The sequence below is a fragment of the Campylobacter sp. BCW_4332 genome, assembly GCF_001763175.1.
Classification (GTDB): Bacteria; Campylobacterota; Campylobacteria; order Campylobacterales; family Campylobacteraceae; genus Campylobacter_D; species Campylobacter_D jejuni.
The window spans coordinates 115,437-129,791 of sequence record NZ_MJYF01000037.1 but is presented as its reverse complement, the minus strand read 5'-3'; the positions used below and the strand labels follow the sequence as shown (position 1 = coordinate 129,791).

Genomic DNA, 14,355 nt, shown 5'->3' with positions numbered 1-14,355 from the left:
ATGTTTAAACTAGCTATAAACCGACCAATTACTGTGCTAATGTTTTTCTTAGCTCTTATGATTTTTGGGCTAATCTCTGCTTTTAGCATGAGTGTAAATTTATTTCCTAATGTTTCCATACCTCTTATAAAGATTACAAGCAAGGTAAATGGGGATTTAAATTTCGTAGAATCAAAAATCACTAAAGAAATAGAAAATGCTCTAAGTGAGATTGATGGAGTAAAGACCATAACCTCAGCTGCGTATGATAATTTTAGTGTGAGTGTAGTCGAGTTTAAACTAGGTAAAAATCTTGAAGTAGCTGCTAATGATGTGCGTGATAAAATAGGAACTTTAAGCCTACCTTCTAAGCCTGAAATTGAAAAAATCAGCTCAGATTCTGGTTCTGCTATTTCGCTTTTTTTATATTCTAAAGATAAATTACAACTCATGCGCGAAATCAATGATAAAATAAAACCTTTTTTGCAAAGAGTTGAAGGAGTAGGTAAAATCGAAGCTAAGGGTTTTTTAGAACCCCAAATTCGCATAGAATTAAAACCAAATGAACTTAGAAAATACAATCTTAACGCCCTTGATGTAGCAAATATCATCAAAAGTCAAAATTTTAAACAAGCCCTAGGCGAACTTAATAACAATCGAGATAACTATATCATCAAAGGCTATTTTGAAGCCACAAATTTAGAAGAACTTAGCAATCTTCGCATAAAAACAGGAGTATTTTTAAGCGATATTGCTAATATTTCAAGCCTTTATGAAGATGAAAAACAAAGTGCTTTATACGAAGGTAAAGAAGGGGTGCTTTTAGAACTCGGAAAAATCACAAATTATAACACCCTTGAAATGATTAAAAATGTCAAAAATGCCTTGCCTATTTTAGAAAAACAAATTCCAAAAGATATAAGCATTAATGTGCTTTACGATAAAAGCTTAAATATCCACAAGCATCTTTCTCAAGTGATTTTTGATATGGTTTTGGGGATTTTTCTAACCCTTGTAATTGTATTTTTATTTTTAAGAAATTTAAGTGCAACTCTCATTGCTTGCATAGCTATACCTACTTCTATCATTTCAACTTTTTTTATTATCGATCTTTTAGGCTATGATTTAAACCGCTTAACTTTCATAGCTTTAACCTTAAGCATAGGAATTTTTATCGATGATGCTATAGTAGTGATTGAAAATATTGCTAAAAAACTAAAAACTTATCCGCCTTTACAAGCTGCTTTTTTAGGTATCAACGAAATAGGTTTTAGCGTTTTAAGCATCAGTATAGTTTTACTTTGTGTTTTTATCCCTATTTCTTATATGAACTCTATACCAGGGCTTTTTTTCAATGCCTTAGGCATAAGCGTTGCAAGTGGGATAGTGATAAGCTTTTTGGTTTCTGTATTTTTAATACCTAGTATTGGAGCAAGATTTTTAAATCCAAAAGAAAGTAAGTTTTATGAAAAAACAGAAGTTTTTTTTGAAAAAATAGAGCAAAAGTATGAAAATTTACTCTATAAAATTTTACAAAATAAAGCAAAATTTATCCTAGCCACTCTTGTTTTTGTAGGGCTTTCTTTTGCTTTAGCTACCCGTATAGGACTTGATTTTTTACCTATGGAAGATGATAGCGAAATTCAAGTTTTACTTGAAAGCAAAAAGGATTTAAGTTTAGAAGCCATGAAAGAAAAAAGTTTAAATTTGCTTGAAAAAATCAAAAATGATAGCAATGTCAAATACGCTTTTTTACTTGTAGGCTATGATGATGCCAAAGATGCTACAAAGGCTAAAATTTATGTTAAACTTAAAAATTTAGACGAAAGAAATTTAAGACAAAGCGCTATAGTAAGCCTGTATCGTCAAAAATTTCAAGATGAAAGTTTAAAAATCAAAATTTTAGAACTTCCAAAGATAGAAGGTGCAGGCGTTGATGATCCCGTGCAGTTTTTAATCTTGGGAGATGATTTAAACACTCTAAAAGAAGCTGCTTCTCAAGCAAAAGAAATTTTGGGCACTAATGCACGCATTGTAGATATAAGCGATAATGCTAATGCTACAAAAGATGAAGTAGCCTTACACATCAACAAAGAAAAAGCCAAACTTTTAGATGTCAATCCTGAATATATCGCTGGGGTTTTAGGGTATTCTTTCTCGCAACTTAGCGTAGGAAGTATGGATAGAGGTAATTCAAAAGATGATATTATACTAAGTTTTGCTCCAGAATTTAAAAAAGACATAGAAGCTTTAAAACGCATTAGCATTAAAAACAACCAAGGTGTAAATTTAGAACTTTCAAGCGTGGTGGATTTTATATACAGTAAGGATTTAAAAACTATCAATCGTTACAATAAAAACCGCTCTGTGAAAATCACAGCTGGAGTGAATGATCTTTCTTTAGGATCGGTGCAAAAACTTTTACTAGATAATATGGATAAAATTTTAAACAATAATGCAAGTCTTAGCTATGCTTTTTCAGGCTTTATCAATCTTTTAGGTGAAACCGTGCAAGGTTTTGCTATGGCAGTAGTACTTGCTTTTGTTTTAATTTATCTTGTTTTAGCCGCACTTTATGAAAGTTTTATTCTGCCTTTAATCATCATGATAACCATGCCTTTAGCCTTTGGCGGAGCTTCTATAGGGCTTTTTATCACGGGGCATAATTTTTCGCTTTTTGTACTTATTGCCATCATCTTACTTTTTGGTATGGTGGGGAAAAATGCTATTTTGCTTGTGGATGTAGCTAATAAAAAATGTCATGAAGGTTTAGATCCCGATAAAGCTCTTTTAATCGCTGGAAAATCACGCTTAAGGGCTATATTGATGACAACTTTTGCTATGATTTTTGCTATGCTCCCACTCGCTCTTTCAAGGGGTGCGGGCTATGAAGCTAATTCTCCTATGGCAATAGCCATTATCTTTGGGCTTATAAGTTCGACTTTGCTTACCTTACTCGTAGTACCTGCACTTTTTAAATTTTGTTTTAAACTAGATAACAAATTAAGAAAAATTTATGAGAGAGAAAAATTAAATTAACCAAAATGATTAATTTAATTTTTTTAAGTATTATTCTTATAAAGTGCTTTTAAGTTATCATAGGCGATTTGTATTTTTTCAAACTGTTCTCTTGCGTAAGCTTTTTCTATTGCACTTTTTCCTTGATGAAAATCAGGATGATAAAGTTTTACCAAAATCAAATATTTTTGTCTGATTTCACTAAGATCATTTTGCGGAGTACATTCTAAAGTATTAAAATAATTACTAAAAAGCTTAGCTAAAGCATTAAATTTCCATTTCATATTTTCTTTATTGTGAATATTTTGGCGAAATTTTTTATACTCTTCTCGGTCAACTTCAAAATTCACGCAATATTTTAAATGCTCGCTCTCATCTGCAAAAGCTTCAAAAAGTTCAAGAGTATTCTCGTTTTTATATTCTAAAATTAGAATATTTGTCATTTCATTATATTCTATATTATGATCTTGAAAATAATTTCTTATATAGGTAACAAATAATTTTTCATTAGAGCTTAACTTCATCAAAATTCTACCCGCAGCAAAATCAATCTTGATAAACAACATAGGCTTAAGCATATTATTTTGCTCAAAATTTAATCTAAAAGTTTTAAAATGAGCATCTTGTAAATTCTCTATACCTTCATTTGTACTTTTGCGATATTTTTGATCTAAAACTTTTAAGAAATAACGACGCTGTGGAATTTCATTTTCTTCAAAAAAAGAAAAAATTTTATTTTTTCGTCCTATGACCTTTGTGAAATTTTTGGTAATCAAGTCTTTAAAATACTGAAATACGCTAATATCATCTGTATTAACATTGATAGTTTCTAAAGTTTGCACGATTTGCATCTATTTCTCCCATAAAACCTCATTTTCAAAAAGCTCTTTAGTGCCTTTTAAAATTTCATTGGGTGTATAATCGGCTTTATAAGATAAAGATTGACACTTTTTTACAAAATACCCAAGATAAATATAATCTAAGTTCATTTTTTTAGCTATTTGTATTTCATTGAGCAAAGAAAATTTACCCAAAGAAAAATACGAAAAATCAGGATCATAAAAACAATAAATGCTTGAAATTCCATCCTCTAAAATATCAATCAAATCAACACAAACGAGCTTATCTTCTATATAAAATGCAAGCTCATATCCAAAATTCATAAAACCATCGACATAAAGATTATAATACTGCTTAAAGCTTAAATCATAACGCTTCCAGTTCTTTTTTTCTTCCATAAAACGATGGTATTTATCATATAAAAACAAATGTTCATTGCTTAAATTGGGTGTTCTAAGCATAACTTTGGTGTTAATATTTTTATTTATAACCCTTCTTTCACTTTTTGAAAAATTATATTCATTAACTAAAATTCTAAGACTTAAACATTCATCACAATCTTTACAAATAGGGCGTGAAAAATACCTACCAAAACGACGCCAACCTCGTTTTATTAGCCCATTATTGATTTCTTTAGGGCAATTTTCAATGTATTTATACTCTATTCTTGAGCGTTTATCTTTTAAGTAAGGACACTGATCTTCAAGAGTACAAAAACCAATCTCAAGCATTAAATTTTCTTAATATCTGCATTTTTGATAAATCCGGAAAATTCATCCTGTAGTTTTTCTTGCTTTAAGAAAATTTCTTGCATTTCCTTATCTATGTTTGCTTCTTGATTTTTTTCGCGAATATCTTTAGCTAGTTTTTCTAAATTTTTTACACTTGCACCACTCTTGCTTGATTTCTTCGCTAATTTTGGAGTATTGGCGTTAGCTTGCATTTCTTTTTTAATACTTTTAAGACTGTCTAAAAAATCCATCTATTATTCTCTACTTTCTCGTATTTTTTTAAGCGTAGCAGCTATTGCAGCTATAACTTCTTCTTTATTTTCTTGATGACGATCTTCTGTTTTTTCTAATAATTCTTGCATATGTGTTTCTATGAAAGAGGTGTCTAAATACCCTCTTCTAAATTCTCTTGTTTTTGTAATAGCAATTAAAAATGGTATTGTTGTTCTAATATCATCAATCACAAATTCCTTCAAAGCACGCTCAAGTTTATTAACCGCTAAATCATAACTTGTTGCTTTAATAATAAGCTTTGCAAGCATGGAATCATAATAAGGCGGCACAGTATAGTCTTTATAAATATGACTATCAACCCTAACAGATGGTCCAAGAGCTGGGTAGTATTCTCCTATTTTTCCAGGACTTGGAATAAAATTTTTCCATACATTTTCAGCAGTAATTCTAGCTTCAATAGCAAAACCCCTAGGTTTAATATCGCTTTGTTCTATGTCCAAAATTTCTCCTGCTGCAATACGAATTTGTCTTACAATAAGGTCAATACCTGTAATTTCTTCAGTAATTGGATGTTCAACTTGAATTCTTGTATTCATTTCCATAAAATAAAAGCGATTATAATCATCAAGCAAAAACTCTATAGTTCCAGCATTTGTATAACCTACAGCCTTAGCAGCTGCCACAGCTGTAACACCCATGGTTTTTCTAAGATTATCTGAAATTCCAGGGCAAGGTGCTATCTCAATTACCTTTTGATGTCTTCTTTGGATAGAACAATCCCTTTCACAAAGATGGATAATATTTCCGTAGTTATCTCCTAAAATTTGAAATTCTATATGCCTAGGATTAACTACATATTTTTCCATAAATACTTCATCATTATTAAAGTATGTTAAAGCTTCTCTTTTGCAAGATTCAAAGGCATTTTCAAGATCTTGTTCTTTATGAACAACGCGAATTCCGCGTCCACCTCCACCACCTGAAGCTTTTAAAATAACAGGATAACCAATCTTCTCAGCAAAAATTTTAATTTCTTCCATGCTATAGGAATTTAATTTTTCAGTCCCTGGAACAATAGGTATGCCATTTTTAGCCATTAACTTACGAGCGATATTTTTATTTCCCATCTTATGGATTACTTCAGATTTTGGACCTATAAAAATAATTCCAGTATCTTCACAAGCCTTAGCAAATTCGTAATTCTCACTTAAAAATCCATAACCAGGATGGATCGCATCAGCACCACAAGCCTTAGCAATCTCGACAATACGAGCAACATCTAAATATCCTCTTATAGCATCCGTTCCTATGCGATAAGCCTCATCTGCGATTTTTACATGCAAACATTCACGATCAGGCTCTGTAAAAACTGCAACACTTTTAATATGTAAATCTCTACAAGCACGGATTACTCTAACAGCTATTTCAGCTCTATTTGCTATGAGAATTTTATGGATTTGATTCATAATTTGCCTTTTTTGTTATATTTTTATTGTTAATTTTAGCAAATTTTCCTTACAAAAACTTAGCAAAAAATTTAATTTATTTTAGTTATAATAAAACTTTTTAAAATTTTAATTCCAATAAAGAAAAGTTATAATTATAATGGTTGCTGATAAAAGATTATTTTATTTAAGTTGTATTTTAATCACCATAGGAATAGTATTTTCATACTCTCTTACAGCTTTTACTGTTCTTTTTCTTGACTATAGCGAGTTTCATTTTTTTATTCGTCAGCTTTTTTTTGGAATTAGTGGCATACTTATAATGTTTTTTGTTTCTCGATTGGATCCTGATAAAGCACTTTCTAAAAAAATTATTTTAGCTATTTTGATTATTTCTTTTATCTTTATTATCATTTTACCATTTTTACCTTCTGCATTAGCAACAGCTAGCGGAGGAGCTAAACGCTGGATACGCTTAGGCCCACTCTCTATCTCTCCTGTGGAATTTTTTAAAATAGGATTGATTTATTTTTTAGCATGGAGCTATACAAGGCGTATTGATGATAGCAAAAAAGCTATCAGACACGAGGCTTTAATTCTTCTACCTTATTGCATCTTAGCTTCTATAGTTATAGGATATATTTATATCACTCAAAACGATTTAGGACAAAGCGTAATTTCTTTCTTTTTGATTCTAGCTTTAGCTTTTTTTGCAGGAGCTAGTAAAAGGCTTTTTGCTTTTGGAACTTTAATCATTATGATGATAGGTATAATGGTAATTTTTAGCAACCAAAGAAGAATTCAAAGAATCGCTTCTTGGTGGGGGAATATACAAGATGCTTTTTTACCTATGCTTCCTGATTGGCTAGCAAATGCTTTGAGAGTAAGTAGCAACAGCGAACCTTATCAGATTTCGCACTCTTTAAATGCTATAGCCCATGGAGGAATGTTTGGTGAAGGCCTAGGACTTGGAACTTTTAAATTAGGCTTTTTAAGTGAAGTGCATACTGACTTTGTTCTTTCAGGAATTACTGAAGAAATAGGACTCTTAGGTCTTGGAGTTATTTGCTATATTTATCTTTGGATGATTTTAAGAATTTTTAGAATTGCAGGAAGATGCGAAGCTAAACAAGATTTTATTTTTTGTTCAGGCATAGCCTTACTTTTACTTTTTTCTTTCTTTATGAATGCTTTTGGTATTATTTCTCTTACTCCACTAAAAGGTGTAGCGGTTCCACTTTTAAGCTATGGAGGAAGTTCAATGTGGGCAATTTGCATAGGCATAGGATATGTATTAATGATTTCAAAAAAGGTTAAATTATGACAATAGCTTTAACAGGTGGCGGAACTGGAGGGCATTTAGCCATAGTGCGTTGCTTATTAGAAAGTGCGATTAAAAAAAATATAGAATGTATATATATAGGCAGTCAAAATGGTCAAGATAAAGCTTGGTTTGAAAATGAAGTACGCTTTAAGGAAAAAATTTTTTTAAGCTCTAAAGGAGTGGTTAATCAAAGCAAATTTGGCAAAATCAGTTCTTTACTCCACACCTTAAAACTCTCCAAAGATTGTAGAGAAATTTTTAAAAAATACCACATCCAAGCCGTTTTTAGTGTAGGTGGATATAGTGCAGCTCCCGCATCTTTTGCGGCTTTATCCTCACATTTGCCTCTTTTTATACACGAGCAAAATTCAAAAAGTGGCTCTTTAAACATGCTTTTAAAACCTTTCGCTACAAAATTTTTTAGCGCCTTTGAAAAAGAATTTAGTCCTTATCCTGTGGCAAATAAATTTTTTGATAATGCTAGGACTCGCACAGAATTAAAAAATATTATTTTCCTAGGAGGATCACAAGGAGCTAGCTTTATAAATGAATTAGCTTTAAATCTCGCCCCAAAGCTTCAAGAGCAAAACATCAAAATCATCCATCAATGCGGAAAAAATGATTTTGAAAAGTGTAAAAAACATTATCAAAGCTTAAATATCCAAGCTGATATTTTTGATTTTAGTTCAAATTTGGAAGAAAAAATGAAAAATGCGGATTTAGCTATATCAAGAGCAGGTGCAAGTACTCTTTTTGAACTTTGTGCTAATACTTTACCCACTATTTTTATACCTTATCCTTATGCAGCTAAAAATCATCAATACTTTAATGCTAAATTTTTACAGGATCAAGCTTTATGTCAAATTTTCACGCAAGATTCGATCAATCTTGATGATTTTTTCAAAGCAATGTTAAAACTTAACTTAGAAGATATTTCTACAAGATTGCAAAATATAGCACAAAAAAATGGTGGGGATATTTTACTAGAAAAAGCACTATCTAATAACTTGGCTTTTATACGATAAATATCCAAAGATATTTACCAAAATCCCTACAAAAATCAACATCAAAATAGCAAGTGAAAAATTTTCAAATTTGTCATGCAAAAAACCTATAATCCATTGTCCTTGTGCTGCGATTAAATACCCAAAACCTTGAGCTAAAGCAGAAAGTCTCGCTGCTACTTGAGTACTTGAACTTTTTTGTGCAATAAAAAGCAACGCAATGCCAAAAACTCCACCCCATGGAAAACCCATGATAAAAGCACTGATGATAATAGAAATTTTACTATCAAAAGTAAAGAGCATAACAAAAGCGATCACATACATACTGCACAAACTAGCTATGTAAAAAGTATGTAAATTTTGTCTTAATTTTCCTAAAAGCAATGGGCCAAAAAGGGACACTGGAGCTGCAACAAGTTGAGCAAAAAGAACCATATTTGTAGCAAATTCTTTATCAAAACCTTTTTCTACAACGATTTGAACATACCAAAAAAACAAAGAATAAGCTAAAAAACTTTGAAATCCCATAAAAAGGGTAATCTTCCAAGTGGTTGCATTTGTAAAAAGATTGATTTTTTTAGAACTTTTTTTCTTAGCACGAAAAAATCTACCATTTTTAGCTTGAGGATAATAAACCACCAAAGCTACAAAAGAAAAAACCGCCCAAAAAACCATAGCACCTGCTAAATCAAACACACTAAGCAAAGGTATAGCTAAAGCCACTCCTACTATAGAAGAAATGCTTAAAATAAGACTATAAACCCCCATCATACTTGCTATTTTTTTAGGAAATTTCTCTTTAATAAAACTAGGCAATAAAACATTAGCGATTGCTATACCACAACCTATGCCTAACATACCCAAAAATAAGCCATATATCCCTGTATAAGAACGCAAAATTTCGCCAATAAAGATTAAAAAAATCCCAACGATAATCGCCCTAATGGGTGAAAAATATCCCACTATAAAAGAAATACTTCCAAAGGCTATCAAAGGTAAACTTGTAAGCACTCCTGCAAAAGTAGAATTTAAGTCATACGCATCTTTAATCACATCTATCATAGGCCCTATAGCCGTAATAGGAGCACGCAGATTAAAAGCTACAATCACAACGATGAAAAAATTAAGCCAAAAAATCTTTTTTTGAATACTACTCACGAGATAATCTTTCTTTGCAAACTTGAATATATGTTTTTAAATCTTTTTCTTTCATTAAAATTTCACGCATACAAATACCTGCTATATTTATATCCTTAAAATTTTCTATATTTTGAACATTGATACCACCTATAGCATAAAGTGGAATTTGACTAAATTCAAGCAAAGATTTTAAAAAATCAAGCCCTTTAGATTCTAAACCCGCCTTGCAAGAACTTTCAAAAATATGTCCTACAAAAGCATAATTTACCTTATAGCTCATCGCCTCTAAAAGCTCTTCTTTACTATGAACTGAAGTGCCAAGTATATGAAAATATTTTATTAATTTAGGCTCTTTTCTTAGCAAAGAAAGCGGCGCGTGAAAATAATGATGCCCTAATTTTAAACAAACCTTATCAAAAGAATGTAAAAAACAAGTCACTTTTTGCTTTGTACAAATGCTTAAAACTTCTTTTGCTAAGTCATAGTATTCAAATTCACTTAAATCTTTTTCTCTTAAAACTATAGCATCTACCTTAGCCTTAGAAAGTTTTTCAATCTGCTTTAAGAAGTCTATTTGCACACATTTTCTATCGCTTATGGCGATGATTTTTTTATCCCACATAAATGCTATCACTCATCACAGCTTGCAAATTTGATCTTTTAAGCATGCTTAAAATTTCATCTACACTCCTATCATCTGAAATTTCAAACTGCTCATCACCCTTTTTCTCGCCCTTATGCTCACCTATACCCACACTTACTCCTGCACTCATTTTAGTAGCACCAAGCTTGATAACCTCATCTCTAAAACCTATTCTTTCACGACTTGAAATGGTAATGCCCGCAAAAGGTAAAAAAAGTCTATAAGCACAAAGTACTTGCAAAAGGCGTTTTTCACTCACATCTTTAGGATGGATTTTGGCATTATTGATAATAGGTCTTAAACGTGGTACTGAAATAGAAATTTCAGCATGCGGATAAGCTTGTTGTAAAAAATGTGCATGAAGTGCCGTAGCAAGAGCGTCTTTTCTAAAATCATCTATACCCAAAAGTGCCCCAAAAGCCACTCCACGCATACCCGCTTTTAAAGCTCTTTCTTGAGCATTAAAGCGATAAGGAAAAATGCGTTTTTCGCCAGCTAAATGAATTTTAGAATATTTTAAAGGATTATAAGTTTCTTGAAAAACAGTCACATAATCACAACCCTTTTCATGCAAAATTTTATATTCTTCTTCATTCATAGGATAAATTTCAACGCCTACAACCTTAAAATACTCTCTAGCTATCTTGCAAGCATTTGCTATATATTCTACACTTACAAACTCCCTACCCTCGCCTGTTAACATTAAAATTTCTTCTAAACCACTTTTAGCAATGGCTTGCATTTCTTCGTGAATTTCAGCTTCATTTAGCTTAGCTCTTGCGATTTTATTGCCTTTTTGAAAACCACAATAAACACATTTAGAATTACAATAATTTGACAAATAAAGCGGAGTAAAAAGAGAGATAGAATTTCCAAAATATTTTTGCTTGACTTTAGCGGATTTAAAGGCTAATTCTTCTATGAAATCTTCTGCCGCACTTGAAAGCAAGGCTTTTAAATGCTCTATGCTTAAATGTGTTTGATTTAAAGCATTTTTAACATCTTTGGCACTAAATTGACTCTCATCATAGCTTTGAACTTGAGTTAAAACCTTGTTTAAAATTTCGCTTTTTATTTCCTGCATGTGAGGTAAATGCTGCATATAATCTTGCATGATTAATCCCTTAAAAAGCCTGTTAATGGAGAACTTGCTTTAGCCTCGCTCACACTTGCCAAACCTGCTAAAAAAGCCGCTCTTCCCGCATTTACTGCCAAAGAAAAAGCTTTAGCCATCAAGGCTATATCTTTAGCTTCAGCTATAGCTGTATTTACCATCACTGCACTTACTCCCATTTGCATAGCTTCACAAGCTTGTGCAGGACTTCCAATGCCCGCATCTACAATGATAGGCAAATCAATTTCATTAAGCAAAATTTGTATAAATTCCTTAGCACATAAGCCTTTATTGCTCCCAATAGGTGCTGCCAAAGGCATGATAGCCGCAGCTCCTGCATCACGCATAGCTCTAGCTGCGTAAAGATCAGCATGCATGTAAGGTAGGGGTGTAAAACCCTCTTTAGCTAAAAGCTCACAAGCTTTAATCGTTTCATAATTATCAGGCAGCAAATACCTACTATCGCTTATCACTTCTATCTTGATAAGTTCTCCACAACCAAGCTCTCTTGAAAGCCTTGCAATGCGTAAGGCTTCATCGGCGTTTCTTGCGCCTGAAGTGTTGGGTAAAAGTGTGATATTTTTAGGGATATAATCAAGTATATTAGCAATTTCCCCTGTATTTGCACGGCGTAAGGCTAGAGTAATAATCTGCGCTTTAGCTTCTTCTATGGCTGATTTTATAAGCTCTAGCGAATATTTTCCAGAACCTAAAATAAATCTTGAATCAAACTCGTATTTGCCTATTTTTAATTTATCATTTTTTAAATTTTCTTGCATTTTTACTCCTTATTTGCTAAAAGCTCTAAAACAAGATTGCTTTGATGTCCTGCGCAAATATTTACCCTTGGTGCCATAAGTCCATTTCCTAGCTTAGCACCATTTACCAAATCCCCACATACATAGAAATTTTTAGCAATTTTTCTTGTTTGTATGCTATTGCTATCACCATAGCCCGCAAGCCCTGAAGCACAAATTAAAATACTATCTTTGTAAAATCTATGAAAATTTTGCGCCATCATCGCTTTTGCGATAGCACTATCAAAGGCTTCACAAACTATATCTATATCTTTAAGCAAAGACTTTAAATTATCCTCATCGATTTTTAAAGTGCAAATTTCAACGCTGATATAAGGGTTAATCTCGCTAATTTGCTCTTTTAAAGCTTCGGTTTTAAATTTACCCAAATCACTTACACGATAAGCTTGACGATTCAAATTACTAGGCTCAATCACATCAAAATCAATCAGCTTTAAAAATCCCACACCACTTCTTGCCAAATTTATCGCTATATGCGATCCAAGTCCGCCCAAACCACAAACTGCCACACGCCCATTTTTAAGTTTATCATGAAGTTTTGGAGTGTGTCTTGCTCTCATCATAGCATCTAGTGCATCTTTTGGAGGTAAAGTATTTCTTTCTATACAAAAAAGCTCATCATCTTCGTTTAAAGCGATATTCTCTTTTGTTGCAAAACCATTGATAATCCATACATCATTTTCATTTTTGCTGATATTTTCAAAAAATTCCAAACTTGTTTTAAAGTCTGTATCAAGTTCTTTGCCATTAAATTTCACTCTCATCAACCGCCTCCTACAAAGCTTACGATTTCAGCTTTATCGTTTTCTTTTAAAATCAAATTTTCAAATTCACTTTTTGGTATGATTTCTCCATTTAATTCTAAAGCGATAAGTTCTATTTTCAAGCCTTTTTCTTTGATAAAATCCATAAATTTAAGCTCTTTTAACTCAAGCTTTTGTCCATTGATAATCATCCTAAACCTTTAAAAATTTTCTATCAAGTCTTTAAAAACAAGGCAAAGCTTTTCAAATTCTTCTATGCTTACTCTTTCATCAATAGCGTGAATTCTATCATTACAAACCCCAAATTCCACTACTTTTACACCATATTTTGCAAAATACCTTGCATCACTTGTACCGCCTTTGGTATTAAGCTCTGGCACTTCATGAGTGATTTTTTGAACGCTTTCATTCATTTTTTGAACGATTTTATTATCGATATTTGTCAAAAAAGCTTCGCTTGATTGTTTTAGCTCTAACTCATAGTTTAAACCATGACAAATTTTTTCTACATAACTTTTTACATCTTCTAAGCTTGTATCAGGGGAATTGCGAACATTAAACATAAGTTTTAAATCATTTGGAGTAACATTACACACCCCTATACCTCCGCGAATATCAGTTATAACGATTTTTGAAGGACTAAATTCAGCACTTCCAGGATCGAGATCAAAACCCGCTAAAAGCTTTAAAACTGGCGCAAAATCATGCACAGGATTGATACATTTTTCAGGATAAGCAACATGCCCTTGTTTTCCACGGATTAAAAGTTTTCCATTGATAGAACCACGACGCCCTATTTTAATACTATCGCCGATTTTTTTAACACAGGTTGGCTCGGCAACCACAGCATAATCAGGTAGCATATCTCTTTCTTGCATCCATTCTAAAACAGCCTTAGTTCCATATATAGCTTCGCCTTCTTCATCACTTGTTAAAATAAGACTAAGTCTTGCTCCTTTAAAATCCGCATTCTTTGCCGCATCCACAAAGGCTGCTACTCCGCTTTTCATATCTTGAGCACCCCTTGCATAGATAAAGCCTTCTTTTTCCACAGGCGCAAAAGCATTATTACTCCAACCCTCGCCTGCAGGCACCACATCTACATGCCCACCAAAAGCTAAATGCTCGCCTTCATCTTTAAATTTTTTAGTGAGTAAAAGGTTTTTAATGCCTTCTTTTTCTATGAAAAAAGCTTCAAAATCACTCAGTTCCATAGCGATGAAATTTAAAGCTCCATCATCATTTGGCGTAACAGATTTAAATTTTAAAAGCTCGATTAAAAATTCTTTTGCATTCATTTT

The 14,355-nt window shown here is 32.2% G+C and carries 14 protein-coding genes; 3 read left to right on the top strand and 11 right to left on the bottom strand.

Annotated features, from left to right (window positions below; translation table 11 throughout):
- Positions 1 to 3,018 (top strand): multidrug efflux RND transporter permease subunit CmeF, encoded by a 3,018-nt coding sequence (gene cmeF / locus AJN64_RS03810; RefSeq protein ID WP_070292712.1) that lies wholly within the window; start codon positions 1 to 3, stop codon positions 3,016 to 3,018.
- Between the two features lie 23 nt (positions 3,019 to 3,041).
- On the opposite strand, the gene AJN64_RS03805 is transcribed toward cmeF, so the two are convergent.
- Genes AJN64_RS03805 through AJN64_RS03790 form a run of 4 tightly spaced genes read right to left on the bottom strand, consistent with a single transcriptional unit; the run spans position 3,042 to position 6,268 of the window.
- Positions 3,042 to 3,848: an adenylosuccinate lyase gene (locus AJN64_RS03805; protein WP_002861764.1), complete on the bottom strand. Its 807-nt coding sequence runs from the start codon at positions 3,846 to 3,848 to the stop codon at positions 3,042 to 3,044.
- The gene (locus AJN64_RS03800) at positions 3,849 to 4,568 is read right to left on the bottom strand and encodes an arginyltransferase (RefSeq protein ID WP_002870578.1); all 720 of its coding nucleotides are present in this window, start codon (positions 4,566 to 4,568) and stop codon (positions 3,849 to 3,851) included.
- Positions 4,568 to 4,819: a hypothetical protein gene (locus AJN64_RS03795; RefSeq protein ID WP_070247870.1), complete on the bottom strand. Its 252-nt coding sequence runs from the start codon at positions 4,817 to 4,819 to the stop codon at positions 4,568 to 4,570. The genes AJN64_RS03800 and AJN64_RS03795 overlap by 1 nt, the downstream gene beginning before the upstream one ends.
- 3 nt (positions 4,820 to 4,822) lie before the next feature.
- Positions 4,823 to 6,268, bottom strand: a complete 1,446-nt coding sequence (locus AJN64_RS03790) for an acetyl-CoA carboxylase subunit A (RefSeq protein ID WP_070292711.1) — start codon at positions 6,266 to 6,268, stop codon at positions 4,823 to 4,825.
- Between the two features lie 139 nt (positions 6,269 to 6,407).
- Here AJN64_RS03790 and ftsW point away from each other — a divergent pair, with 139 nt between their 5' ends.
- The gene (ftsW, locus tag AJN64_RS03785; RefSeq protein WP_070292710.1) at positions 6,408 to 7,571 is read left to right on the top strand and encodes a putative lipid II flippase FtsW; all 1,164 of its coding nucleotides are present in this window, start codon (positions 6,408 to 6,410) and stop codon (positions 7,569 to 7,571) included.
- A complete protein-coding gene (gene murG, locus AJN64_RS03780; RefSeq protein ID WP_070292709.1) occupies positions 7,568 to 8,596 on the top strand; it encodes an undecaprenyldiphospho-muramoylpentapeptide beta-N-acetylglucosaminyltransferase in 1,029 nt (342 codons plus the stop codon). The genes ftsW and murG overlap by 4 nt, the downstream gene beginning before the upstream one ends.
- Here the strand turns inward: murG and AJN64_RS03775 are convergent.
- Genes AJN64_RS03775 through dapE form a run of 7 tightly spaced genes read right to left on the bottom strand, consistent with a single transcriptional unit; the run spans position 8,567 to position 14,352 of the window.
- Positions 8,567 to 9,724, bottom strand: coding sequence for an MFS transporter (locus tag AJN64_RS03775; RefSeq protein ID WP_070292735.1), 1,158 nt, complete (start codon positions 9,722 to 9,724; stop codon positions 8,567 to 8,569). The two genes, murG and AJN64_RS03775, sit on opposite strands and share 30 nt — an antisense overlap.
- Position 9,725: 1 nt before the next feature.
- Entirely contained in the window at positions 9,726 to 10,337 is a 612-nt protein-coding gene (locus AJN64_RS03770; protein WP_070292708.1) for a thiamine phosphate synthase, read from the bottom strand.
- Positions 10,327 to 11,472 carry a 2-iminoacetate synthase ThiH gene (gene thiH / locus AJN64_RS03765; RefSeq protein WP_070292707.1) on the bottom strand — a complete coding sequence of 382 codons (1,146 nt, stop codon included), beginning with the start codon at positions 11,470 to 11,472 and terminating at the stop codon, positions 10,327 to 10,329. The genes AJN64_RS03770 and thiH overlap by 11 nt, the downstream gene beginning before the upstream one ends.
- Before the next feature lie 2 nt (positions 11,473 to 11,474).
- Entirely contained in the window at positions 11,475 to 12,251 is a 777-nt protein-coding gene (locus tag AJN64_RS03760) for a thiazole synthase (RefSeq protein ID WP_070292706.1), read from the bottom strand.
- A gap of 2 nt (positions 12,252 to 12,253) precedes the next feature.
- Complete coding sequence (thiF, locus tag AJN64_RS03755; RefSeq protein ID WP_079264294.1) at positions 12,254 to 13,057, bottom strand: thiamine biosynthesis protein ThiF; 804 nt, start codon at positions 13,055 to 13,057, stop codon at positions 12,254 to 12,256.
- The gene (gene thiS / locus AJN64_RS03750; protein WP_002853007.1) at positions 13,054 to 13,245 is read right to left on the bottom strand and encodes a sulfur carrier protein ThiS; all 192 of its coding nucleotides are present in this window, start codon (positions 13,243 to 13,245) and stop codon (positions 13,054 to 13,056) included. Before thiS ends, thiF begins: the two co-directional genes overlap by 4 nt.
- A 9-nt stretch (positions 13,246 to 13,254) precedes the next feature.
- Entirely contained in the window at positions 13,255 to 14,352 is a 1,098-nt protein-coding gene (gene dapE / locus AJN64_RS03745) for a succinyl-diaminopimelate desuccinylase (protein WP_070292705.1), read from the bottom strand.
- Positions 14,353 to 14,355: the final 3 nt, after the last annotated feature.

Coding starts and splice junctions, on each gene's coding strand:
- AJN64_RS03795 (WP_070247870.1), bottom strand. CDS start 4,819: ATGGATTTTTTAGACAGTCTTAAAAGTATTAAAAAAGAAATGCAAGCT.
- AJN64_RS03770 (WP_070292708.1), bottom strand. CDS start 10,337: ATGTGGGATAAAAAAATCATCGCCATAAGCGATAGAAAATGTGTGCAA.
- AJN64_RS03805 (WP_002861764.1), bottom strand. CDS start 3,848: ATGCAAATCGTGCAAACTTTAGAAACTATCAATGTTAATACAGATGAT.
- AJN64_RS03760 (WP_070292706.1), bottom strand. CDS start 12,251: ATGCAAGAAAATTTAAAAAATGATAAATTAAAAATAGGCAAATACGAG.
- cmeF (WP_070292712.1), top strand. CDS start 1: ATGTTTAAACTAGCTATAAACCGACCAATTACTGTGCTAATGTTTTTC.
- AJN64_RS03800 (WP_002870578.1), bottom strand. CDS start 4,568: ATGCTTGAGATTGGTTTTTGTACTCTTGAAGATCAGTGTCCTTACTTA.
- ftsW (WP_070292710.1), top strand. CDS start 6,408: ATGGTTGCTGATAAAAGATTATTTTATTTAAGTTGTATTTTAATCACC.
- murG (WP_070292709.1), top strand. CDS start 7,568: ATGACAATAGCTTTAACAGGTGGCGGAACTGGAGGGCATTTAGCCATA.
- thiS (WP_002853007.1), bottom strand. CDS start 13,245: ATGATTATCAATGGACAAAAGCTTGAGTTAAAAGAGCTTAAATTTATG.
- AJN64_RS03790 (WP_070292711.1), bottom strand. CDS start 6,268: ATGAATCAAATCCATAAAATTCTCATAGCAAATAGAGCTGAAATAGCT.
- dapE (WP_070292705.1), bottom strand. CDS start 14,352: ATGAATGCAAAAGAATTTTTAATCGAGCTTTTAAAATTTAAATCTGTT.
- thiH (WP_070292707.1), bottom strand. CDS start 11,472: ATGCAAGATTATATGCAGCATTTACCTCACATGCAGGAAATAAAAAGC.